The sequence below is a fragment of the Methylomonas rapida genome (genome assembly GCF_024360925.2).
GTDB classification, from domain to species: domain Bacteria; phylum Pseudomonadota; class Gammaproteobacteria; order Methylococcales; family Methylomonadaceae; genus Methylomonas; species Methylomonas rapida.
Window position 1 is genome coordinate 2,718,196 of record NZ_CP113517.1, and the last position, 24,553, is coordinate 2,742,748.

The 24,553-nt window shown below is 53.6% G+C and carries 12 protein-coding genes; 3 read left to right on the forward strand and 9 right to left on the reverse strand.

Annotation, left to right across the window (positions count from 1 at the left end):
• Window positions 1-20 precede the first annotated feature (20 nt).
• The 3 genes from NM686_RS12780 to NM686_RS12790 form a co-directional block, all read right to left on the reverse strand.
• Window positions 21-2,162: a type I secretion system permease/ATPase gene (locus NM686_RS12780; RefSeq protein ID WP_255188245.1), complete on the reverse strand. Its 2,142-nt coding sequence runs from the start codon at window positions 2,160-2,162 to the stop codon at window positions 21-23.
• A 103-nt stretch (window positions 2,163-2,265) separates the two neighbouring features.
• Complete coding sequence (locus tag NM686_RS12785) at window positions 2,266-11,076, reverse strand: calcium-binding protein (protein WP_269021781.1); 8,811 nt, start codon at window positions 11,074-11,076, stop codon at window positions 2,266-2,268.
• Window positions 11,076-11,513, reverse strand: coding sequence for a hypothetical protein (locus tag NM686_RS12790; protein ID WP_255188247.1), 438 nt, complete (start codon window positions 11,511-11,513; stop codon window positions 11,076-11,078). The genes NM686_RS12785 and NM686_RS12790 overlap by 1 nt, the downstream gene beginning before the upstream one ends.
• 189 nt (window positions 11,514-11,702) lie before the next feature.
• Between NM686_RS12790 and NM686_RS12795 the strand changes: the two genes are divergently transcribed.
• A complete protein-coding gene (locus NM686_RS12795; RefSeq protein WP_255188233.1) occupies window positions 11,703-13,037 on the forward strand; it encodes an IS1380 family transposase in 1,335 nt (444 codons plus the stop codon).
• A 123-nt stretch (window positions 13,038-13,160) separates the two neighbouring features.
• Here the strand turns inward: NM686_RS12795 and NM686_RS12800 are convergent, their stop codons facing one another.
• The gene (locus tag NM686_RS12800) at window positions 13,161-13,898 is read right to left on the reverse strand and encodes a hypothetical protein (RefSeq protein ID WP_255188248.1); all 738 of its coding nucleotides are present in this window, start codon (window positions 13,896-13,898) and stop codon (window positions 13,161-13,163) included.
• A gap of 1,563 nt (window positions 13,899-15,461) precedes the next feature.
• Between NM686_RS12800 and NM686_RS12805 the strand changes: the two genes are divergently transcribed.
• On the forward strand, window positions 15,462-16,082 hold the full coding sequence (locus tag NM686_RS12805; RefSeq protein WP_269021782.1) for a hypothetical protein: 621 nt from the start codon (window positions 15,462-15,464) through the stop codon (window positions 16,080-16,082).
• Here NM686_RS12805 and NM686_RS12810 read toward each other — a convergent pair.
• The 3 genes from NM686_RS12810 to traF all read right to left on the reverse strand — a co-directional run bounded on the left by NM686_RS12810 (window position 16,072) and on the right by traF (window position 21,791).
• Complete coding sequence (locus tag NM686_RS12810; protein ID WP_255188249.1) at window positions 16,072-19,269, reverse strand: conjugal transfer protein TraG N-terminal domain-containing protein; 3,198 nt, start codon at window positions 19,267-19,269, stop codon at window positions 16,072-16,074. The genes NM686_RS12805 and NM686_RS12810 overlap by 11 nt on opposite strands.
• A gap of 63 nt (window positions 19,270-19,332) precedes the next feature.
• A complete protein-coding gene (locus tag NM686_RS12815) occupies window positions 19,333-20,784 on the reverse strand; it encodes a conjugal transfer protein TraH (RefSeq protein WP_255188250.1) in 1,452 nt (483 codons plus the stop codon).
• The gene (traF, locus tag NM686_RS12820; RefSeq protein ID WP_255188251.1) at window positions 20,781-21,791 is read right to left on the reverse strand and encodes a conjugal transfer protein TraF; all 1,011 of its coding nucleotides are present in this window, start codon (window positions 21,789-21,791) and stop codon (window positions 20,781-20,783) included. The genes NM686_RS12815 and traF overlap by 4 nt, the downstream gene beginning before the upstream one ends.
• A gap of 500 nt (window positions 21,792-22,291) precedes the next feature.
• Here traF and mobI point away from each other — a divergent pair, with 500 nt between their 5' ends.
• Complete coding sequence (gene mobI, locus NM686_RS12825) at window positions 22,292-22,762, forward strand: conjugative transfer protein MobI(A/C) (protein WP_255188252.1); 471 nt, start codon at window positions 22,292-22,294, stop codon at window positions 22,760-22,762.
• A 380-nt stretch (window positions 22,763-23,142) separates the two neighbouring features.
• Here the strand turns inward: mobI and trfA are convergent, their stop codons facing one another.
• Window positions 23,143-24,009 (reverse strand): plasmid replication initiator TrfA, encoded by an 867-nt coding sequence (gene trfA, locus NM686_RS12830; RefSeq protein ID WP_255188253.1) that lies wholly within the window; start codon window positions 24,007-24,009, stop codon window positions 23,143-23,145.
• Window positions 24,010-24,016: 7 nt separating this feature from the next.
• Window positions 24,017-24,460 (reverse strand): hypothetical protein, encoded by a 444-nt coding sequence (locus tag NM686_RS12835; RefSeq protein WP_255188254.1) that lies wholly within the window; start codon window positions 24,458-24,460, stop codon window positions 24,017-24,019.
• Window positions 24,461-24,553: the final 93 nt, after the last annotated feature.

The following is a 24,553-nucleotide window of genomic DNA, read 5'->3' on the forward strand; positions in this document are numbered from 1 at the left end:
GAATCGAGATAAAAACCGCTTCATTCCTGTTGCAAACGGTACAAATAAGCATAATGGCCGTCTTGCCGCTGGAGCAGTTCGGCGTGGCTGCCCTGCTCAACGATCCGGCCTTTATCCACCACGATAATGCGATTGGCGTCGCGCACGGCACTGAGTCTATGGGCGATGACGATAACAGTCCGTCCTCGGCAGATGGCTTTCATGTTGTGTTGAATGACGCGTTCGGATTCGTAGTCTAAAGCACTGGTGGCTTCGTCGAAAATCAGGATGCGTGGGTTGGCCAATAAGGCTCTGGCGATAGCGATGCGTTGGCGCTGCCCGCCGGACAGGGTCGATCCGTGTTCGCCGACCATGGTGTCGTAGGCTTCCGGTAGTTCCAGGATAAAGTCGTGGGCACCGGCCAGTTTGGCGGCGGCGATGACTTGCGGCAGCGGCGCACCGGGGTCAGTCAAGGCGATGTTGTCGCGTATGCTGCGGTTGAACAAGACATTTTCCTGCAATACTACGCCGATTTGGCGCCGGAGCGACGAGACGTCGGCCAAAGCCAAGTCCATGCCGTCGACCAATACCCGCCCTCGCTCGGGCACGTAGAGGCGTTGCACCAGCTTGGTCAAGGTGCTTTTGCCGGAACCGGAACGGCCGACGATGCCGATCACTTCGCCGGGTCGAATGTCTAGATTAATCCCACGCAATACTTCCGAACCGTCCGGCTGATAGCGAAACACGACTTGGTCGAAGGTTATTCGGCCTTGTAGCGGCGGCAAGCTGCTCTTGTTGGTAGCCATTTCGTTACGGGCGTTCAAGATATCACCCAAACGCTGCATCGAAATACCGGTCTGCTGAAAGTCGGTCCATAGTTGCGACAGCCGCATGACCGGTTGGGCCACGTGGCCGGCCAGCATATTGAAAGCGATCAGTTGGCCGACGGTGATTTCGCTCTCTATGACCAGATGTGCACCCAGCCACATCGTTGCCACGGTGACCAGCTTGCCGATCAAAGTGACGCCGCCGTTGGCAAAAATACCAATGGTGGCGGTACGGAAGCCGGCGGAGATATAGGCCGCCAATTGTTGATCCCAATGTCGGGTCAATTGCGGTTCTACCGCCATGGCCTTGACAGTGTTAATGCCGGCAATGGCTTCCACAAGAAAAGCCTGATTTTCGGCGCCGCGGTTGAATTTTTCGTGCAGGCGGCCGCGCAGCAAAGGCGTGTACAGCAGAGACAACAATACATAACAAGGTAGGGACATCAATACGATCAGAGTCAAGTCCCAACTGTAGTAAGTCATTACCGCCAAAAACACCACCGAAAACAACAAATCCAGCACAACGGTAACGGCGTTGCCGGTTAAAAAGGCCCGGATATTTTCCAGTTCCCGCACTCTGGCGACCGAATCGCCGACCCGCCGCGCTTCGAAATAAGCCATCGGCAAGTTCAGCAAATGCCTAAACAGCCTCGCACCGAGTTCGACATCGATGCGGCTGGTGGTATGCGCGAATACGTAACTGCGCAAGCCGGTCAACACCACTTCGAACAAGGTCACCACCAATAGGCCGACCGCGATGACATTCAGCGTGGTAAAGCCTCTATGTACTAAGACCTTATCCATCACCACTTGGAAGAACAGTGGCGTAACCAAGGCGAACAACTGCAACACGAAGCTGACCAGCAGCACTTCCAATAATAGTTTGCGGTATTTGACCACTGCCGGAATAAACCAGGTAAAGTCGAATTTACCGAGTTCTGCGGTCAGAGAGGCGCGGGAGGCGAAAAGCATCAACTCGCCGTTCCAGCGTTGTGCAAAATCGGTCAAGCTCAAACGCTCCGGCCGCCCGATGGTAGGTGATTGAATCAGCACCTGATCGGCTTCGACCTTAGCCAAGATGAAATACTCGCCGCTAACAGATTTGGCCAGCGCTGGCAGCGGCGTAGTGTTTAAACGTTCCAGTTTGACCCTGACAGCTTTGACCTTAAGGCCCAGTTGTTTACCAGCCAGCAAAATCTCGCCGTCACCAAAAGGACGACTGCCATCGCGGTATTGGTGTGCCAGCTGATCTGGATCGGCCGCAACCCCGTATAGCCTGGCCATCATTACCAAACCGATCAATCCGGTATCGGTAGACGCTGACGAATCGGTGTCCGAAGCAGGGGAAATAGTCATGGAAATAATTGTTAATGAAAGTGTGTTTGAAAAGCGAAAGGCAGGGGAAACTAACCGGAGCAACAGGCCCGGTTAGTTTCCGAATTTGGTTGCCGGCTTTAGACTACTGCCAGTTTGCCGCCAAGACCGGTGCCAAGGCATCTTGATAATCCTGTGGCAGCGTGGTCTGGCCTGCTGCAGGTGGAGCGAAATCCGCCATCGCGTTAACCAAGTTTTCGACCTGACTATCCAACAAAGTTAAACCATCTGTAGTTGTGAACTGTTCGATATGATAGGCCGATCCGGTATACCAATTGCTTATCGTCGTTTTATCATCAGTTCCAATAATACTGAGCTCCAGGTCAGAGCCGACGTGACGAAACCAAAGTTGCTCTGCAGCGATGCCGCTTTCGAACGAAATTTTATCGACATTACCAGCAGTTGCATCATATTCGTACACGATATCCTGCCCATCTCCCAAACCGAGCAGGTAAACGTCGGAGCCAGCACCGCCAACCAGATAGTCGTTTCCACCGCCCCCGTTCAGAATGTCATTGCCTGTTTCACCGTTGAGTGTGTCATTACCCGCCTGACCATTCAAGACATCATTACCGACACCGCCATTTAGGTAATCATCACCTAAATCCGCAGTAATGTTATCGTCACCCAGGCCGCCATAAAGATAATTTGTTTCAGCACCTCCCGTAATCACATCATTCGCATCGGTCCCTCCCATATTCACGCCTTTGGTGTTTAGCAAGGCGGTCGCGCTCAGTACCGTGCCGTCGGCAAACTGGAAGTTTTCGACTTGATAGCCCCAGTTGCCGTAGCTGTTGTTATAAACATACCAGTTCTTGAAGGTCAGCCGGTCGCCTTGACCCAGATCCATCACTAGGTCGGAACCCACTTGGGTAAAGACCATGTCCGCCGCCGCTATGCCAGCCCCGAACACGATCTTGTCGCCGTTGCCGCCCAAGTAAGACGTATCGTATCCGTCGCCACTTTCGATGACGGTATCCTCGCCGTCGCCTCGGTTGATGTAGTAGACGTCGGCGTTTCTGCCGCCTTGCAGTACGTCGTTGCCCAAGCCGCCGGTCAGGTTGTCGTTGCCGTCGCCGCCGATCAGGCTGTCGTTGCCGCCGTTCGCCAGTAGGGTGTCGTTGCCGCTGCCGCCGTTCAGGCTGTCGATACCGTCGCCGCTTTCCAGTCGATCGTTACCCGCATCGCCATTCAGCGTATTGTTACCACTGCCGCCCAGTAACACGTCATTACCGTTGCCGCCACTGATCGTATCATCGCCCAAGCCGCCGTCCAGTTGGTCGTTGCCGTCTTGACCGTTCAATACGTCGTTGCCGTCGTCGCCGCTGACGATGTCGTCACCCGCACCGGCATTGATGGTATCGTTACCCAGGCCGCCAATGATCCGATCAATCTCAGCGCCGCTCAGTATACTGTCGTTGCCGTCCGTGCCGACCGTATCGACGCCTTTGGTGTTTAGCAAGGCGGTCGCGCTCAGTACCGTGCCGTCGGCAAACTGGAAGTTTTCGACTTGATAGCCCCAGTTGCCGTAGCTGTTGTTATAAACATACCAGTTCTTGAAGGTCAGCCGGTCGCCTTGACCCAGATCCATCACTAGGTCGGAACCCACTTGGGTAAAGACCATGTCCGCCGCTTCGATGCCGGCCCCGAACACGATCTTGTCGCCGTTGCCGCCCAAGTAAGACGTATCGTATCCGTCGCCACTTTCGATGACGGTATCCTCGCCGTCGCCTCGGTTGATGTAGTAGACGTCGGCGTTTCTGCCGCCTTGCAGTACGTCGTTGCCCAAGCCGCCGGTCAGGTTGTCGTTGCCGTCGCCGCCGATCAGGCTGTCGTTGCCGCCGTTCGCCAGTAGGGTGTCGTTGCCGCTGCCGCCGTTCAGGCTGTCGATACCGTCGCCGCTTTCCAGTCGATCGTTACCCGCATCGCCATTCAGCGTATTGTTACCACTGCCGCCCAGTAACACGTCATTACCGTTGCCGCCACTGATCGTATCATCGCCCAAGCCGCCGTCCAGTTGGTCGTTGCCGTCTTGACCGTTCAATACGTCGTTGCCGTCGTCGCCGCTGACGATGTCGTCACCCGCACCGGCATTGATGGTATCGTTACCCAGGCCGCCAATGATCCGATCAATCTCAGCGCCGCTCAGTATACTGTCGTTGCCGTCCGTGCCGACCGTATCGACGCCTTTGGTGTTTAGCAAGGCGGTCGCGCTCAGTACCGTGCCGTCGGCAAACTGGAAGTTTTCGACTTGATAGCCCCAGTTGCCGTAGCTGTTGTTATAAACATACCAGTTCTTGAAGGTCAGCCGGTCGCCTTGACCCAGATCCATCACTAGGTCGGAACCCACTTGGGTAAAGACCATGTCCGCCGCTTCGATGCCGGCCCCGAACACGATCTTGTCGCCGTTGCCGCCCAAGTAAGACGTATCGTATCCGTCGCCACTTTCGATGACGGTATCCTCGCCGTCGCCTCGGTTGATGTAGTAGACGTCGGCGTTTCTGCCGCCTTGCAGTACGTCGTTGCCCAAGCCGCCGGTCAGGTTGTCGTTGCCGTCGCCGCCGATCAGGCTGTCGTTGCCGCCGTTCGCCAGTAGGGTGTCGTTGCCGCTGCCGCCGTTCAGGCTGTCGATACCGTCGCCGCTTTCCAGTCGATCGTTACCCGCATCGCCATTCAGCGTATTGTTACCACTGCCGCCCAGTAACACGTCATTACCGTTGCCGCCACTGATCGTATCATCGCCCAAGCCGCCGTCCAGTTGGTCGTTGCCGTCTTGACCGTTCAATACGTCGTTGCCGTCGTCGCCGCTGACGATGTCGTCACCCGCACCGGCATTGATGGTATCGTTACCCAGGCCGCCAATGATCCGATCAATCTCAGCGCCGCTCAGTATACTGTCGTTGCCGTCCGTGCCGACCGTATCGACGCCTTTGGTGTTTAGCAAGGCGGTCGCGCTCAGTACCGTGCCGTCGGCAAACTGGAAGTTTTCGACTTGATAGCCCCAGTTGCCGTAGCTGTTGTTATAAACATACCAGTTCTTGAAGGTCAGCCGGTCGCCTTGACCCAGATCCATCACTAGGTCGGAACCCACTTGGGTAAAGACCATGTCCGCCGCTTCGATGCCGGCCCCGAACACGATCTTGTCGCCGTTGCCGCCCAAGTAAGACGTATCGTATCCGTCGCCACTTTCGATGACGGTATCCTCGCCGTCGCCTCGGTTGATGTAGTAGACGTCGGCGTTTCTGCCGCCTTGCAGTACGTCGTTGCCCAAGCCGCCGGTCAGGTTGTCGTTGCCGTCGCCGCCGATCAGGCTGTCGTTGCCGCCGTTCGCCAGTAGGGTGTCGTTGCCGCTGCCGCCGTTCAGGCTGTCGATACCGTCGCCGCTTTCCAGTCGATCGTTACCCGCATCGCCATTCAGCGTATTGTTACCACTGCCGCCCAGTAACACGTCATTACCGTTGCCGCCACTGATCGTATCATCGCCCAAGCCGCCGTCCAGTTGGTCGTTGCCGTCTTGACCGTTCAATACGTCGTTGCCGTCGTCGCCGCTGACGATGTCGTCACCCGCACCGGCATTGATGGTATCGTTACCCAGGCCGCCAATGATCCGATCAATCTCAGCGCCGCTCAGTATACTGTCGTTGCCGTCCGTGCCGACCGTATCGACGCCTTTGGTGTTTAGCAAGGCGGTCGCGCTCAGTACCGTGCCGTCGGCAAACTGGAAGTTTTCGACTTGATAGCCCCAGTTGCCGTAGCTGTTGTTATAAACATACCAGTTCTTGAAGGTCAGCCGGTCGCCTTGACCCAGATCCATCACTAGGTCGGAACCCACTTGGGTAAAGACCATGTCCGCCGCTTCGATGCCGGCCCCGAACACGATCTTGTCGCCGTTGCCGCCCAAGTAAGACGTATCGTATCCGTCGCCACTTTCGATGACGGTATCCTCGCCGTCGCCTCGGTTGATGTAGTAGACGTCGGCGTTTCTGCCGCCTTGCAGTACGTCGTTGCCCAAGCCGCCGGTCAGGTTGTCGTTGCCGTCGCCGCCGATCAGGCTGTCGTTGCCGCCGTTCGCCAGTAGGGTGTCGTTGCCGCTGCCGCCGTTCAGGCTGTCGATACCGTCGCCGCTTTCCAGTCGATCGTTACCCGCATCGCCATTCAGCGTATTGTTACCACTGCCGCCCAGTAACACGTCATTACCGTTGCCGCCACTGATCGTATCATCGCCCAAGCCGCCGTCCAGTTGGTCGTTGCCGTCTTGACCGTTCAACACGTCGTTGCCGTCGTCGCCGCTGACGATGTCGTCACCCGCACCGGCATTGATGGTATCGTCACCCAGGCCACCATAAAGATAATTTGTTTCAGCACCTCCCGTAATCACATCATTCGCATCGGTCCCTCCCATATTCACGCCTTTGGTGTTTAGCAAGGCGGTCGCGCTCAGTACCGTGCCGTCGGCAAACTGGAAGTTTTCGACTTGATAGCCCCAGTTGCCGTAGCTGTTGTTATAAACATACCAGTTCTTGAAGGTCAGCCGGTCGCCTTGACCCAGATCCATCACTAGGTCGGAACCCACTTGGGTAAAGACCATGTCCGCCGCCGCTATGCCAGCCCCGAACACGATCTTGTCGCCGTTGCCGCCCAAGTAAGACGTATCGTATCCGTCGCCACTTTCGATGACGGTATCCTCGCCGTCGCCTCGGTTGATGTAGTAGACGTCGGCGTTTCTGCCGCCTTGCAGTACGTCGTTGCCCAAGCCGCCGGTCAGGTTGTCGTTGCCGTCGCCGCCGATCAGGCTGTCGTTGCCGCCGTTCGCCAGTAGGGTGTCGTTGCCGCTGCCGCCGTTCAGGCTGTCGATACCGTCGCCGCTTTCCAGTCGATCGTTACCCGCATCGCCATTCAGCGTATTGTTACCACTGCCGCCCAGTAACACGTCATTACCGTTGCCGCCACTGATCGTATCATCGCCCAAGCCGCCGTCCAGTTGGTCGTTGCCGTCTTGACCGTTCAATACGTCGTTGCCGTCGTCGCCGCTGACGATGTCGTCACCCGCACCGGCATTGATGGTATCGTTACCCAGGCCGCCAATGATCCGATCAATCTCAGCGCCGCTCAGTATACTGTCGTTGCCGTCCGTGCCGACCGTATCGACGCCTTTGGTGTTTAGCAAGGCGGTCGCGCTCAGTACCGTGCCGTCGGCAAACTGGAAGTTTTCGACTTGATAGCCCCAGTTGCCGTAGCTGTTGTTATAAACATACCAGTTCTTGAAGGTCAGCCGGTCGCCTTGACCCAGATCCATCACTAGGTCGGAACCCACTTGGGTAAAGACCATGTCCGCCGCTTCGATGCCGGCCCCGAACACGATCTTGTCGCCGTTGCCGCCCAAGTAAGACGTATCGTATCCGTCGCCACTTTCGATGACGGTATCCTCGCCGTCGCCTCGGTTGATGTAGTAGACGTCGGCGTTTCTGCCGCCTTGCAGTACGTCGTTGCCCAAGCCGCCGGTCAGGTTGTCGTTGCCGTCGCCGCCGATCAGGCTGTCGTTGCCGCCGTTCGCCAGTAGGGTGTCGTTGCCGCTGCCGCCGTTCAGGCTGTCGATACCGTCGCCGCTTTCCAGTCGATCGTTACCCGCATCGCCATTCAGCGTATTGTTACCACTGCCGCCCAGTAACACGTCATTACCGTTGCCGCCACTGATCGTATCATCGCCCAAGCCGCCGTCCAGTTGGTCGTTGCCGTCTTGACCGTTCAATACGTCGTTGCCGTCGTCGCCGCTGACGATGTCGTCACCCGCACCGGCATTGATGGTATCGTTACCCAGGCCGCCAATGATCCGATCAATCTCAGCGCCGCTCAGTATACTGTCGTTGCCGTCCGTGCCGACCGTATCGACGCCTTTGGTGTTTAGCAAGGCGGTCGCGCTCAGTACCGTGCCGTCGGCAAACTGGAAGTTTTCGACTTGATAGCCCCAGTTGCCGTAGCTGTTGTTATAAACATACCAGTTCTTGAAGGTCAGCCGGTCGCCTTGACCCAGATCCATCACTAGGTCGGAACCCACTTGGGTAAAGACCATGTCCGCCGCTTCGATGCCGGCCCCGAACACGATCTTGTCGCCGTTGCCGCCCAAGTAAGACGTATCGTATCCGTCGCCACTTTCGATGACGGTATCCTCGCCGTCGCCTCGGTTGATGTAGTAGACGTCGGCGTTTCTGCCGCCTTGCAGTACGTCGTTGCCCAAGCCGCCGGTCAGGTTGTCGTTGCCGTCGCCGCCGATCAGGCTGTCGTTGCCTGCATTTCCCAACAGTAGATCATTTCCGTTGCCGGTTGAAAAATTGTCTACACCGTTTGAACCCAGAAAAGTATCGTTTCCGTTGGTAGCATGGTTGTAACCGGTGTCTTGCAGCAAGCCGATCACGTTGACGGTATTGGGTAGCAAATCGATCCAATCGGCAATGGTTTCTATGCCATTCCAGCCATTCTGATTCAGATTGTCGCCGGCATATTTTTGCAGGTCCAGCAAATTGGCAAAAGCCATAGTCGGATCAGAGGATCTGTCGGCTTCTAGTCGTGACGCCATATCGGTAAAGTCCAACCGTATTCCACTATCATCGACTGTTAGTGTGATTGCGTCCAGATAAGGCTTCAATCGTGTCTGCATCACCAGACTGCTATACACTGATTCTTTCAAGCTGTCGTAACTGCGTTGCAGCAAGTCCTGGGTGGTGGTCCACAGGTTGACGGTGGCAGCGGTCGTGCCGTCGGGCACGGAGTTGAAGGTGCGGCCGTTGAAGTGTTCCAGGATGGTTAGCTTGTCGGCCAAGGCGTTGTAGGCTGCGCTGCCGGCGGCCAGGTTCTGCATGTTGACGGTCAGGTTGTGTCCGTCGTAGGCGCCGGTGAAGGTAGTCGCCAGAGTGCTGGTGTCGCTCCAGGCTTTTATAATCGAGTCCAGTAGAGCTTGTTGGCCTGTGCGGTCGGCAGCGGCAAAGTCGGTCAAAAGTTGTGCCAATGCGGAAGATAAAGTGGCAGCTTCCCGCAGGCTGCGCACTTGGCCGGCGCCTTGCATATCGGGTAAATCGGCTACAGCACTGGTATCCAGTCTATCGGCAAATTGGCTGTGGAAGGTGTCCTGCGCCAGGTTGATGTCGCCTAGGTTGCCAGTCACTTCGCCCAACGTGCCGCTGCTACCGTCGGTTTTGATAAAAGTACCGGTATCAGCCAGCTGGTTGCCGTTAGCGAGGATTTGGCTGTGCTCGCTGCTGCCGACATTGATGGCGGCGACGTTTTGGCTACTTAGCGTGAACAGTTCATTGGCCTGGCTGACGCCGTCCTGGTTCAGGTCGCGCCATAGGCGCAAGTTGACGAATTGGGCGTCGGACGCGTCCACCACGCCGTCGCCGTTGCCGTCTAGGTCGCGCAAGGCGTCGAAGCCGTCTGCCGCCAGCTGGCCGTTACTTTTGATATAGGCGTCGCCGAACAGTTCGCGGCCGTTGTCTATGCTGCCGTTGGCGTTTTTGTCCAACACCAAAAACGCGTCGTCGGCGGAGATCCAGCCGGTAGCGGTTTTGACGCCGTCGGCATTGTGGTCGAAGTAGATGGGGTTGGCGCTGTCGATGCCGGTGGTTTCCAGGCCGTCGTTGTCCAGGTCGAAGGTTAACGGGTCGCGGCGAACTGGGGCGGTGGCGACGGTGGCGGAGGTAAATAGATCAGAAATCTGTTGTCCCAGATGCTGCCCAACCCCATGCCCCCAATATGCAGTGTAAATACTCACACCGACCACTGACACCACACCTGCTGCAATGCCTAATGGCCCAAGCAAAGCCAAAGGTTCCAGTAGAAAAGCTAATCCTTGATACGTTACTCCACCAGCCAGAAAAGCACCCGAAGTACCTAAACTCCAATCTCGGACCATTTGGAGTGCTTGATCTTGATGTCCTGCTTGCCAAGCCTCATTAGCTTGATAAGCGGTTTTGACCAAATCGGCCACAGCAAGTACCCCGCCTACTGTACCCAAAACTTTGCCAGCCTGTTCTACACTCGTCCAGTATCTGTCGATATTGGCGGTTTGCTTCAACTGAGTGACGAAATCACTCAGTGTTGAAATGTATTCCGGCGATGGTGGACCCGCTAATTCACCAAGGGTCATTCTTGTGGCATCTTGCGGAAATTCGGGTACGTCAACCCCGACCGCCCACTTGGAGGTATCCATCCACGTAATACGCTGTTGCATGGTGCCATTTTCACCAGGGACCCATTCCACACCGACCGCGGTATTCTGTATTTCAAGTGAGGATTTAAATGAAATTAATTGCCGCACAGCATCGGTGGCGGCATCATTTGTCATTCCACTGTCTACCAAACCCGCACGAAAGCCGTCCCAAGCTGAATTCGGTATTTCGTCGATATAATTGATACCGGGAGTATTGAGTGCTGTCGGCACTTCTACTAATGCCAAGGTACGCATTGCATCGGCAAAAGTGCTGAACGGTTGAATAGGGCCGTTGGTTGCAGCGATGAATTTGTCCGAGGCGACCGCCCATGGACCGGTTTTAGCTTCGTAAAGCCAATTCTCGAATGCAATTTTATCGCCGTTAAAAGCCTGAAGCCCTGCTTCTTTGAACTCATTACTACCTAAAAATTCTGCAATCTGTGATGAATTGATAACACGGATATTTTGATTCAGAACACTATTTCCACTTATGAAATCAGCGATATCCCCCATTCTGGGGCCAGTATTGTTAGGTCCCGTGCTTCCGCTATAAGCGAAGGTATAAGTGATTACACCCGGTCGATCGGCAGGCGTTGCCACGGAAACCTGGCGAATCAGATCAAGCAGTCCATATTGGCCTTGATATTCTGGGTTATTTAACAGCGCAATTGCTTCTCCGGCGGTATAATTCATTACTGTACTCCTTGTTTAAGCGGATTTTCTATTCGAATTTCTTCAACATTGTCGAATTGTTGAAATTCTGCAGTTTTTTCTACTAACAATGCTTCTTCAAGTGCGGCTCGCATCTCGTCGTGATCTTTATTGAGCAGAGGAAAATTTTTTGGAAGATAAACATTGTCGATCGTCCAGATATGAATCCATTTGCCGTTGGTTGATTTTTCCCCTTTATAAAGAAGCCATGGTTCAAACCGAAGTCCTTTCCAGATGAACGCGTAAATCTCGTGATGCGGCGGCTCGCGAACTTGCCTTACCCAGATCAAAAAAGCATTCCTTTCGCGGTCAATAGTCCATTTATATAAACGTGGCCGTGGTTGGTAAGGCAACTCTATGATTGAAAAATCAAAAGTATTTTTCTCTTCTTCAGAAATCAATTCGTTAACAAAAGTCATGTTTACTTCTCCAAATTACAATTAACCGTGATACGTGCCCCGTACTTAGTTCAGCATGTTGTATGGGGCTGAATATGAATATATCCTGAATCCGTGACTTAAAAGGTCATCCACGGCCGCAACGCAATGATTTAAAACGCTTATTCTGGGATAATACCGCTATTCTTCCATTCACCCGGCGAGTGATTCATGAAGCGGTTTATCCTGGAGCAATCTGAAACTGAATTTTATACCAGCCATTCTGGATTAGCCTTGGTCGGTTTATGTTTGAATCAATATGGCCAGCTCAATCAGGCGCTGGAAAAAGGTATTCCGCTACGGCACGGTATTGCTCACGCCGATATTATCAAAAGCTATATAGGCACCCTTAGCCTGGGCAAAAGCGACTTCGAAGCCATCGAAAACCATCGCGACGACGACTATTTCAAAGCCGCACTCGCCATTCATCAAGTACCCTCCAGCGCCCGCCTCAGACAGCGGCTGGATGAACACGCCGACGCCTTATTACCGATCATTTATCAAAGCAACCTCGATTTTCTGGCTCACGCCCAGGTGCCGGTAACGCCGTTAGCCACAGGCCATGTCGCGTTGGATATCGATGTTTACCCCATGAACAACGAAAAAACCTGCAAAGAAGGCGTCTCCCGAACCTACAAAGGTTTTGACGGCTACGCCCCGATTGCCCTCTATCTGGGTAAAGAGGGCTGGTGTATTGGTAATGAACTGCGCGAAGGCAAGCAGCATTGCCAATACGAATTCCGCTATGCGCTGGAGCGCGGACTCGCCGCCGCGAAACGTTTGACGACTTTGCCTTTGTTGGTCCGGCTGGATGGCGGTCACGACGCGCTCGACAATCGCATCGACTTACACGAAGCCGATCAGGTCGATTTCATCATCAAATGGAACCCGCGTAAACAAGATGCCGACGCCTGGCTGGCCTACGCCGAACAACACGGCCAGTGGACCACACCGCGCGAAGGCAAACGCGTGGCCTTGTTCAGTGTCATGGAGCAACACACTCGCAACGGTAAAACCTATACCTGTCGCCGGGTCATGCAAATCACCGAGCGCACCATCACGGCTCAAGGCCAAGCCCTCGTGCTACCGGATATCGAAATCGAAGGCTGGTGGACCAGTCTGCCGGTGGCCGATTACGACGATGCCATGGTTATTGCCCTCTATCGCGACCATGCCACCGCTGAACAATTCCACAGCGAATTCAAGACCGATCTGGATATCGAGCGCCTGCCATCCGGCAAGTTTGCCACCAACGACCTGATCATGAGCCTCAGCGCCTATAGCTACAACATCCTGCGCTGGATAGGCCTGATCGGCTTGCTGGGCGAACAAAGCCCGGTCAGGCATCCTGCCAAGCGGCGGCGTATCAAAACCGTGATCCAGGAACTGATGTATCTGGCCGCGCGACTCATCCGTAGCGGGCACCGGCTGAAGCTGCGCTTTTCACAGAGCTGTCCCGGTTTCATCGCTTTTGAATCCACCTACGCCAAACTCGCCGCCGGCTAGCGACTGATCGCTCTGCCATCGATAGCACAACGCCGCAAATTCACAGTGGCTTGGGAATCCTGCGCCTAAAGTCCATCAAATTGAATCATGCAGGGAAAATATTCCAGATAATACGCTGCATTTCTAGCCGTTAAACTCGATTGCCTGGACCACACTTTTAAATTCAGCGAATTTTGGAAGAGTATGACGAATAAAAGGTCTGGCAATATGTGGAGTCACGGATTCAGGTATATAAAAGCAAGTCATGTTTTTTATCGATGCGTTTTGTTTTTCACGCTGCCTTCTCCATGTCGACTCGTTTGCCGCCGCGGTACCGTCTGGTGCGGCATTGAAGATGCGGTCGTTGAAGCGCTCCAGTATGGTCAGCTTGCTCGCCAAGGCGTTGTAGGCGTCGTTGCAGGCGGTGATGCCTTGAATGTTGACGGTCAGATTGTGGCTGTCGTAGGCGCCAGTGAAGGTGGTGACAAGGGTGCTGGTGTCGCTCCTGACTTTTATGATTGGGTCCATCAGGGCTTGTTGGCCGGTACGGTCGGCTGCGGTGAGGTCAGGCAGAAGCAGCGCCAACAAGGGCGATAAGGTGGCGGCTTCCCGCCGGCTGCGTACTTGGCCGGCGCACCTTCGACTCCGCTCAGAACAGGCCTGCATGCCGGATAAATCGGCTACGGCGCAGGTGTCCAGGCTGTCGGCAAACTGGCTGTAAAATGTGTCCTGCGCCAGGTTGATGTCGCCTAATTGGCCGCTGACCTTGGCCAGGGTTCCGTTGCTACGGTCGGTTTCGACGTAGCTTCTGGTGTTGATCGAAGTAATGTTCTGGCTGTCGGAATGTAAGTAAGAACTTTCCCTATAGTCTGTCGATTTCATTCAGTTCCATTCAAGTTAGGCTGTTATTCGGCGAAGTTGGTTGCCATTACGCGAGGCATAGTAATAGTAGTCAGATCGGCCGACTACCACCGTTAGGATATTTTCAGAAAAAGCCTTATAAGCTGCGATTGTCCAAAAGTCTAGTTTTGGAGCGCTTTTGCTGGCTAAGTTTGATTTAGCTCACGGTTTTTGACGGAAATAAGTCCGTAAGGCAATTTGTATGGGCCTACCAGATAACGACATCTGTGTGCCAGAGGGGTAAAATTGAGTTACCTAACCAGGGCCCATCAAGCGCACTGACCAACGGGCATTGCGCCTTGCGTATTCCAATCATGATGGCCAGGTCTTGCATCAACATTTTATCGAACAGGTCACCTTGCAAATTCCCCTAATTTTATATTTCGCAAAACAAATCAATCTCTGTCCGGCATCATCGGGTCGTACAATCAGCTTCATTCCCTGACTGTTCGATTAGGCGACCCTCACAATTTGGGCCAACTTATCCAACTACTATGCCAAACGAGCGGCTTGCTTTCACCGACTTGACCGCTACCCGCATGAATGGGATGAGGCACAAGTGGTTGTCTTTCCGTTGCAGCACAGCTAATCGAAAAAAATAGCTGCACTGAGTGTCACGCTCGCCGGAACGCCTTTTTACTAACAGTGCCTGTTTTACTACTTACGGCTCAAGGTACTTATGCTTTGAGCCCGAGAGAGCGGTTGCGCCATACATCCTTATATCTAAAAACCGGTGAGAATTTTCTGATGGCTTGAATAAAGCTCATGCTCAATGTGGCGAAACGGGTGTGCAGACGATCTGACATCTTTCTGGTTACACCCAGTTTTACTGGAAGTCATTGTAACTAATCGATGTCTGGAATGTACTTCCCCCGATTTTCAATTGAATGCGCCAAAATTTTCCTTTCAATTTATTCTTGCAAGTTGATTCTTAATGTCGCCAGGTAACGGCTATTTCATGTGTAAATGATTCAGCACTATAAATGGTGCGTGCCCTTGACGTTGTCAATTAGCTGTGGTTGTCTGAATAGACAACCCATACCTTCGCATAGAAATACAGCGCATACATTTTTCTTCGCTTTAAGCTAAACGCTAATTTCGATAAGGCCAAATACTGTGCGTTAGAAGATTACGTTGGATCAGCTGGTTCTTGCTTGTGAGGGTTCGGCAGCAATGTGTTTCAGGCTTATCGCCTAACGAGTAAGCGAGTATCGAATATCGAGTCAAAAACGATTCAGTTGGTCGATAAGGTGGGGCAGTTTTGGCACCAATAGCTGACCATCAACTGGCTGGATTTTTCTCTTCTTCAAGGTCGCTTATTGGCCGATCTCGTCTGCCATGTCCTAAAAATTCAAGAAATTTGAAAGTCTGCTATCGAGGTTAAATCCGTTTAAAAATATCCAATTGCGTCGTGATGAGCGAAGTTGAGAATGTGCTAAAGAACTTCAAAGGCAATGGTTGGCAATCCAAATGGGTTAAAGCTAACTTGGCAGCTCAGTCTGTTCGCAGTACGATAATACAGTAGCGAAAGACTGGAGATCATTAATGTCATCGTTTTCATCACAATCACCTCGCTTACGACTGGCAACCAAGAATCACCAAACTAAGCCCTCGAAGTCGGTATTTGCCGGGCATCATGCCACAGTCAATTGTCTCGAATGTAATCGCATCATGGTGCCCAGAGTAGTGACTTATTATGGCCAACCTCTGAGATCGATCTGCCCATTTTGTGGTGCTACTTTTGCAAAGTTTCCGAGTGGCTTACAGCGCTTTTGGCAGCGTTTTCATACTCGGAACCTATCGTTTACTGTTTTTTTTCGTCTTTTGATTATTGCTATAGGTTTTGTCGTCATAGGGTCTTTGAGTTCTTGGGAATTTCTACCTCGCAGTTTGGGACGTTTTGCAATATTCGGTACCATTATCTTTGCACCATTAGCCTTGGCAGAACTGATTTTTCAATGCATTGAACGATTAGCAGTCAAGTTCTCTCACGACAGTAACTATTATTGGGCCGCTATAGTCCTATTGGCCATCACCATTGCTAATCAAGTCCATGATGTTACCGGTTACATCGTGATGTTTTTCATTGTGATGTTAATTCGCGGACTAATTTCTGGTTTAGCTCAGTTCCCGAATACATCAAGTAAGACACACTTCAATAATTAATCAATCCGCGGGCACGATTATAGTTAGCAAGCTGATCGATCAGGTCTTTTCTATTTTGTCCCGCAGCACTTTTCAGTAGTTCGGCGATATTATCACCATCGTTCGACCCCTCCTCATCTAGGAGTTTCCGCTTAGCATTGCCTAAATCTCCAGCATTTTCACCATAGACAGCAATACCAGAGAAGGCATCAATCATAGCCGCTCTGTAATAGGCTTGCTGGCTCGGAGTTAGCTTATCGGCTACTTCACTCACTCTTTGGTCGGCCCAGTTTTTTGTCGCTTCTTTAAATCCCGAATAGGATTGTGAAGCACCGTATTTTATGGCTTCCCAATAATTAGCACCCTTAGAATAGGCTTCATCAGCATGAGACATGAACTCTTTTATGAATTGTTGACTACCTGCGCCCACTGCCTCAATATTTTTGGCCGAATTATAAAGACTCCCACCGAGATAATTGTATGAAGCCTCCGCTGCCGAAGGCGCGTCATTGGCCGCTGCCGCAATGGATTGCCTGAAATGCTCTGCTTTGACATTCGCCAATTGCCCAAAGCCTTCTCTTGAATTTTGTTCACGTTCAACCAGGTTGCGATCGTGTTGTGCTTCGACACGGGCTTCGCCACTGGTAATTTTTTCCGTCGCTGTACGAATCTTTGCCTGAGCATGCTGATTCAGCGATTCGGTTTCAGGACGTGGGCCTTTCAGCTGTGCTTGTTCGACGGTCGTCTGAACCTTGCCAGCTTCCGGTGCATTGGTTTTCAGAGATTCGTTCCGGCTAGCATTCCAGGTTTGATCGGCCTGCGGCGCATTAAACGCATCGCCTAGCAGTTGATAACCCGAGATGTGCGCCTGGTGCGATTGTTGATCATCCAACGTGCGGTAACTGGGTGAGGAGAAGCCGGTCAATAACGACATGCCGGCGGCTGCGTAGGCTTGATCGGCATCGCTGATCCAACCGGCGGCTTTCCACTGAGAGGCCAGCCGTTGCGTATCCCCGCGCAAGCCATATTGATCGAGTGTACGATCCAGACGTTCCATCAAGCCAGGGTCATGGGCGATTTTGTATCCCGTCTCCGCTGCGCCGAAACTGGCTTGTGTCCCGAAGCGTTGTTGAGCCAATAGGGTTTGTTGATAAGATTCGCTGGCGGATACCGCATCGGTTGCGCTGTGTTGCAACGAGGACAACGATTGATTTTGTAGCCCCATCGACGCGACGTTTCGAGTTCCAGTTTGCGCATCCAGTGCCAGGCTTTTCGCCAACCCGGCTTGATAGCCCTGACTGTCATTGACGGTTTGACTGATGTCGGCGGCGATGGCGTCGGACTTGTCCTGACTAACTTTAAAGTCATTCTGGAGCCGTCCCGAAATCGCCGCATTCAATTGTTCGTTTGAGGTCTTGCCGCCGGCATTGGCACTGCCGGCCACCAAGGCCGAGAACTGATCGGCTGATATGCCGGTATCAGCATGTTTCTTGGCGAAGGCTTCACCGAATTGGCGATTGTAAGCGTCGGTATAACTGGAACTGCTAGCAATCTGATTGCCCAACGCGCGGCTGTCGAACGCATCGCTGCTGATGCTGGCCGATTTCGACGCCGTTGACGACACACTGTGCATGAAGCTACTGGTGGCTTGCTCGGACGCGGAATAGGCCGACGAAACGGCGGCACTCATGTCCTTGCCGGCAGTAAAGGTCGGCAGTACTTTGTCGACACCCGTTTGGGTGACCGCCGACAACGGACTGTATTGGTGCTGCGCCTGAGCATTCAAGACCGGCGCCGGGCTGATCACATCGGGTGTAGCGATTTTTTCGTTAATGGTGTCACCGCCATCCATTCGTCCCAGGAAATGGGTGGCAGTCACTGCCCCGCGATAAATCAGCATCAAGGTAATGGCCGGCGTCGACGCCGCCAGCATGCCGCCAATCGACAGCCATTGCTGCAACTCCATATCCAGCTGGTAAATGCCCATCATTGACGGCAAGTTGTAGGTGGCGGTGGTCAGCGCCGCCATTTTACCGGCGGCCGACATCTGGATGAACAGATTGATCACCGCCAGTATCGGCATCCACAACTGGATCCACAGCAACATTGAGAAGTAGCCGATATTCATCCGAATTCCAACATTGCCCAGCATCACCACAAACGCCATGATCGGTGCGATGGCATAACTCAAACCTTCGATAAACGCCATCATCGGCCGCACGATCTTGGCAAACAGGGTTTGTTCGGCTGCCCATTGGGTATTGCGTTGCTGAATAGCTTGCTCGACCATGGCTGCCTTGTTCCAATGCAAACCGTCTTCATGCCGGCCGATCACGCCTTTCTCGAACATGGGCATGATGGCCGACATCAGCATGTAATCGGCGGCATCGATTAAACCCGGCCCGGCCAGTGCATCGAAGGCATCCTGGATTTTCGGCACCGTATCGGCTGCGACCGGCACACCCAAGGTCGGCTGCAACAACCCTTCCAGCGCCGTCGCAAAATTACCGGTGGCCACCACACTTAAATCCGCCCAGGCATCCGTGCAGGTTTTGGTTTGCGGTTGGCCGCCGACATAGATTTGGGTCATGTAGATGTCGGAATCAAACCTGATCGCATTCAACGGATCGGCATCACGCAAGATGGCGTCCACCGATTTTTGATTCAGATCGACACCGGTCAAGGTGCATTCGCGCACATAATTGGCAAACGAGGTTTCCATGTCGCTGCCGGCATTCGGCACGTTGGCCGAGCCCAAGTTGATTCTGGACAACAAATTCTTCCGTACCGCCGTCAAGGTCTGCAAACTGTCGGCGAAGCCATTGCCGGTCATCGACGGTGTGCCAAAGCCTTGTTCGAACAAGCGTGTGGTGCGATAGCCCATGTTCGACATCACGCTACCCACGACCGCCGGACCCAAGGGCACGTTGTCGACCACCACGACGCTGCCGGTATAGGCATCCTCGATCGACACCCGCACCGACGGCGCATACAACATCAACCACAGAACATAGGCCAACAATAAATCCTGATAACGAATGCCTCGGCCATCCCATTGCAACAACGCCCGCAGCATGACGATGATCACACCGATCAAGCCACCCACGGCCGCAGCGGTGCGGTAATCGCCAGTCCGGGAGATCATCGCGATGGCATTGAGGACGGCCTGCAAATAGGCGGAATCGCCCACGGAGAAGATTTCAAACATGGGCGACCTGCCTTTTAAACAACGAGGGAGTAAACCATAGTGGTGGGACGGGAGAACGAGATATTAAGGGCTTGGCCAAGCCACCCCGGATGCCGGCAACTGCGCCACAGTGCCGTAGTGTTTGGGCTTCACGGTGGTCATCAACTGCTGGTAAAACGCCATCAAGGTTTGTGGATTACCGTAGCGGCCGGCGATGGTGACGTATTCGTCCTGGATTTGCTCTCTAGCGTCCTTCAAGGCGTCCATCAGCAACTTGGCGTAGGCATGGTCGTTCATGTGCGCGGCGGTTTGTACGGCGTTCAGTAAATCGTTGACGATCAACTGAGCCAGTTCTAGGGCAATCACCGGTGCCGCTTCTTCGGCCCACAATTTGGCGATACCGGCGTCTTCCCGCGCCAAGTTATGGATCATGCCGCCGATGGCGTCCGGCACGGTTTGCATGAAGGCTTTTTCGCTATCGGTGATTTGACCGCTGTTGGTGGAGAATTTGTAGATCAAGCCGTTGCCGGTATTGGCCGAGCCCAACAGAATCTCCATCACACGCTGTTTTAAGCCCACCAGATTGACATTCTGGACAATGGGTTTCAGACACTGATCAGCATCGTGTCCATCCGAACAGGTGTACATTTTGACGGTTTGATAACTATTGCCGGCGTCGTTGCCGTACATCAAATCTTTGATCCGCAATACCGGCGGCGGCGCGCTAATGGCATTATTCTCGCCTTTGCCGTCGGGCGCGGCTTGTGGGGCATCGACGATCACCGTGCCGGAAATGCTCATCGCCGCTTCAAGCAAACTGTTACCGCCAAACCGGAACCAGCCGCCGGCGTTCTGATTGACCAAGGCCCGCCAGACCAGATTACCCTGAATGATTTTGGTCATGTCCGTCGGGTCGTTCTGTTTGACCTGCTGTACTGGATCACCCAGGGTACTGGTATTGGTCCAGCTGGAAAAAACATCCGAAATGCCTTGGGTAAACGAGGCATTGGACAGATTGGTTTTGCTTTGCAAATCGAAAGCTTTAACCGTATCGTTGACCAGGCCTTGCGCCAAGCGGCAAGAGTTGCTGAACATCTGGTTCATCTCCTGGATTTTCTTTTGCAGATCGGTCATCACCGAAGCACACCAGGGACACATGGCACCGACCGCCAGTTGAAAGGCATAGCCTGAAGCATTGGCGGCCACATTGCGCATCAATTGCACGAACTGATTGAAGTTGATGAAACTGAAACTGCCGGCAAACAAATCGATGCCGCCGCAACCGGCACTGAACGACGGCGGCACAAACGAGACCAAATTGGCGTTGGTGATGCCATTGCGCGCCACCAGGCTACCGCCGGTAATCACGCCGCGGCGCTGGCCCAAATGCGCGGTCGGCGCCGTGAAATTGGTCATGGTGCCGAACATGCTGTCCATTTCCTGTTGCAGGTCGGCATAGGCTGGAATGGAGCTCTCGACCAACAGAATCAACACCAGCACCTGGCGGTAGCGTATTAGCAGCGAAAACGAAGTCATGGCGTGTTCCCAAAATGTGCACTGCGTTGCAATGCCTGGATCAGTGATAGTGGATCTTGAGTGACCGCCGGGCTGATGCTACCGGCGGCCGGCAATAGCATCGGCGTGTTACGAATGCCCTGAGTGGTTTGGTATTGCGAGGCATCGATCCAACCGGCTTCTTTGGCGGCCAGTAGAATCCGACCTGTGATTTCTTCTAACGACAGCGCGCCTTGCGCCAACGGTACGATTTGCTTGGGCGGTTTCATCAGAAACAGCGCCGGGGTTTGCTCAACCCCCAACATCGCCGCCTGACCGTTATCCCGTTTGAACTGACTGAAAAAGCCGTTCGGCATCGGTAAACCATCCAGCGACACGGGATAGATTTTGAAACCGTAAGCGTTTTCCAGCATCGCCAAAATCGGTGCCTGCACATGGCAATAAGGGCAATTGGACCGAAAGAAGAACAAAATACCGGCTTGCGCGGCAATCGCTTTCAACGCGCGTTCGGCCACCACGCTGGCCTGATGATTGGCTTCATTGGCCGCATAGGTCGCCACCGGACGGCGCACCGTTTCGTCGAGTTGCGGATCGGACATCACCACGTAGCGCGCGGCGTTGGTAAAACGCTCGGCTTTATCCATCATCACCCGCTGCAGGTAATAAAACGCCGCCACATTCTCGGGACTCGGATCGTCGATGGCCTGGTTCAGGTAATGCTCGAGGTTTTGCTTCAACCAGGCCGAGGACAGTGGTTGGGGTTGGTACTCCGCCGTGGCATTCGGTTCTGAAGCCGATTTTTCCGAAGCATTGACTTCAGGCTTTGACAATTCCGGAAGAGGTTCAGGTGGTTTTTCAGCTTGGATGTTCTTGACCGGCTCCGGCAACACCTCGTACCAAAACCAGCCGCGCTGTTTGTCTTCGAAATACGACAAAGCTTGCGACGGCAACGCCTCATCCCCGCAGACCATCGAGGTCGGCAGCGACAGAACGATCAGGAATGGAAGCAGGACGTTTTTTGGGCTCATAGCCGAATTGTCCACTACCCCCCTGATTCGGTAGTTTGCGAAAACTCGCTAATTTTTGAGTTTTCGCAAGTTGGGTCAAAAAAATTGTGCCTTAAACGCCTGAATCAACGAAAACCGCGAAAACATCGACTTCTCACGGCAGGCCGTCAATCGCAGCCGATTAAAATTCAGCGCGCAGAAGCAAGATGACGATGAAAAAACCTAGTGACATTGGCGTGACGATCGCCTTGGTGTGCCTGGTCTGGCGCGGCTAACCGAGGACCGGCGAGATCATGGCCGCCCTATACAGGGTTTTTCGTCCAATGTTCATACAGGGAAATGACTGACGATTAGAGTCGCCTCAAGGCCTGACAAGTCGTTGATTCGATGAGCCGTTTCGTTAAAAAACCTGGTTAGGCTTTTGACTCGGATTTTGACTTGCCCTGAACACGTAATTTTTCCCAAAAAAGTCACTAGGTTTTTGCAGCGAAAAAACCTGTGGTTAAGAAGAGGTTTTTGACATGAATCCGATCACCGAATCGAACGATCGAATGGCCTATGCCGATGAACGCGTCATCGAGTGGCTGGCCGCCAACGTTGAAGGTCTGCATGGTCAGGCGCGTATGCTGGTCGATGATTATTGGCGGCGAGTCAGCCAGGAACGCAAAAAATATCCGGCGTCTCAACGCGGCCGACTGGGTGTCCGAATCCGGCGCCGGGAGAGCGCTTATTCTTTCACCATCGAGTGGTTTTTGATTGCCTCGCTGTCGATCGATGGACAAAACAAACCGGTGACGCAATACCTCAAAAAGGGCAAAGGCTACCGCTATCCCTTGCAGCAGGTTCTGAAAAAAGAGCCCGATTGGGAAGCCGCATTGGTGGAGGAATTCGAGAACGAGTTTGCCGACCTGCGCAAACAAGTCGATTTATTGGGCAAGTTCCGAGATGCCTTTCACCGCTGTCGGCGTGGACTGCGTGAAGGCCTGGATTGATCGGCAATCTGTTGCGGATGCCATGTTGGCACGAAGTTATCCACAGGGGCGTAGCCCCTTATATAGATTAAAAAAAGATTATAAATAGATTAGCACCCGTTTTTTCGTGTCGTTAAAAATCGCTGCAGCCCACGCCGGACAAGGCCTGCAGCGATTCGAAAAAATGAGACGAGCGTTAGTCGAATGCCGTGTGTTTTGTCAGTCGAATGCCGTGCTTTGCGTTAGCCGAATGCCGTGGGGTGTCAGTCGAATGCCGTTACCTTGTTAGCCGAATGCCGTGTCTCTGTCAGTCGAATGCCGTGTGCCCGTCAGCCGAATGCCGTGTCGGGGCGGCATTGACCGGTCCAAATAGGCGTCAGTCGAATGCCGTGCCCTTTCGTTCAATTGCGTGTCATCTCAAGATGCCGTTTTTGCGTCGGTGTCGGCTGTTTTTTGACCTTGACGACATCCTCATCGATCTCGAACGCCTCCAAAGCGCCGATCGTGACCAAGGCTTGCAAGGCTTTCCGCATTCGCAGTTTGAAATCCCTGGGGTTTTGCGTGCTACTGCCACTCAGTTGGTAGAGGGTTTGCAGTTTCAACGGATACGGTGCCGCATGCGACGACAAAAAGCCATGCAGCCATAACGCCAGGGGGTGTTTACGCAATAGCTGCCGCTGCTCGAATTCGATATGGGTATAACCGTCTTCGAACAGGCGTAACATCGACTCGGTCAGTTCCACCACATAGCGCTGAGTCGACTCGTCGCGGTGGTAGCGCAAAAAGCCCTTTTCACCAAAGGTCTGTCGGCCGTGGTAGGTGATTTCAACGAAGGCACCGCCCAAACGCGCCATGGATTCTTTTAGCCATTCGTGCTGACTTTTGCCGGTCGAGCGGCCCAGCGCCGTCAGCAAGGCATGGGCACTGAAGGTCACGCTAAAGCCCGGCAATTGTGTTCTGGACAGATGCACGATCTGCATCCAGACATCCAGGTCGGACTGATTCAATTGAACCCCCAGATAACGGACTTCGATACCATCGACAGCCGCCAGTAAGGTGCGCTTTTTGTACGCTATCCGTTCATTGCCCTGCACACCGGCAAACAAGGCACTGCGCAAACAGGCATTCGGCGTGCCGCGCATGCCGGCAGGCCAACTGGGCAGAGTGTCTAGCGGCTCAACACGTCGTGGTTGGGCTTTCTTGCGCTCCGTCAGCAACTGGAAGCGTTCGGTCAGATTGGTCAGTGAGGTCGCTGTTGGTTGAGTCATACGCACCTCACTTTTTCAAACTACGCGGATCGCAATGCCGGGTCGGATCGATCGGCGGCAGCGGGGTTTTCTCGATCCATTCGCGCTCGGCTGCAGTCAGATCGAGCTGGTGATGGCAGTATTTGCGCCAGGCGCGCTCTACCGCCTGAGGGTCGGGTGTAACCGAGAGCTCATCGCGGTTCTCTCCCTCGACGGTGGCCTCGGTGGCTATCGACAAGACCGGATCCTCCAGCCTGACCACATGTTCGATGGACGATCCACACAATACCGAGCCTCCCAAACGACTTGGCTGCCGGGTGACATCCAGACGCCACGCCTCGGATGCGGCGGCGGGAATCAGGGATTCGATGACGGTTTCGCCGACTTGAGCAGGCGGCGTTGGTAAGGTGCTACAACCCACGCTGAGCAAGGTGGGCAAGATGGCGGCAAACGGGGCAATGCGCATGTTCATGTCGTCTCCAAAACAGTAAGAAGACTCGACACAGTAAGCACTATTTTTTTGGGCTCGTTTGCGAAAACTCGATAATTATGCGTTTTTCGCAGA

Excerpts from the sequence above, each read along its gene's own strand:
- NM686_RS12780 (WP_255188245.1), bottom strand. The coding sequence starts at position 2,162 with ATGACTATTTCCCCTGCTTCGGACACCGATTCGTCAGCGTCTACCGAT.
- NM686_RS12785 (WP_269021781.1), bottom strand. The coding sequence starts at position 11,076 with ATGAATTATACCGCCGGAGAAGCAATTGCGCTGTTAAATAACCCAGAA.
- NM686_RS12790 (WP_255188247.1), bottom strand. The coding sequence starts at position 11,513 with ATGACTTTTGTTAACGAATTGATTTCTGAAGAAGAGAAAAATACTTTT.
- NM686_RS12795 (WP_255188233.1), top strand. The coding sequence starts at position 11,703 with ATGAAGCGGTTTATCCTGGAGCAATCTGAAACTGAATTTTATACCAGC.
- NM686_RS12800 (WP_255188248.1), bottom strand. The coding sequence starts at position 13,898 with ATGAAATCGACAGACTATAGGGAAAGTTCTTACTTACATTCCGACAGC.
- NM686_RS12805 (WP_269021782.1), top strand. The coding sequence starts at position 15,462 with ATGTCATCGTTTTCATCACAATCACCTCGCTTACGACTGGCAACCAAG.
- NM686_RS12810 (WP_255188249.1), bottom strand. The coding sequence starts at position 19,269 with ATGTTTGAAATCTTCTCCGTGGGCGATTCCGCCTATTTGCAGGCCGTC.
- NM686_RS12815 (WP_255188250.1), bottom strand. The coding sequence starts at position 20,784 with ATGACTTCGTTTTCGCTGCTAATACGCTACCGCCAGGTGCTGGTGTTG.
- traF (WP_255188251.1), bottom strand. The coding sequence starts at position 21,791 with ATGAGCCCAAAAAACGTCCTGCTTCCATTCCTGATCGTTCTGTCGCTG.
- mobI (WP_255188252.1), top strand. The coding sequence starts at position 22,292 with ATGAATCCGATCACCGAATCGAACGATCGAATGGCCTATGCCGATGAA.
- trfA (WP_255188253.1), bottom strand. The coding sequence starts at position 24,009 with ATGACTCAACCAACAGCGACCTCACTGACCAATCTGACCGAACGCTTC.
- NM686_RS12835 (WP_255188254.1), bottom strand. The coding sequence starts at position 24,460 with ATGAACATGCGCATTGCCCCGTTTGCCGCCATCTTGCCCACCTTGCTC.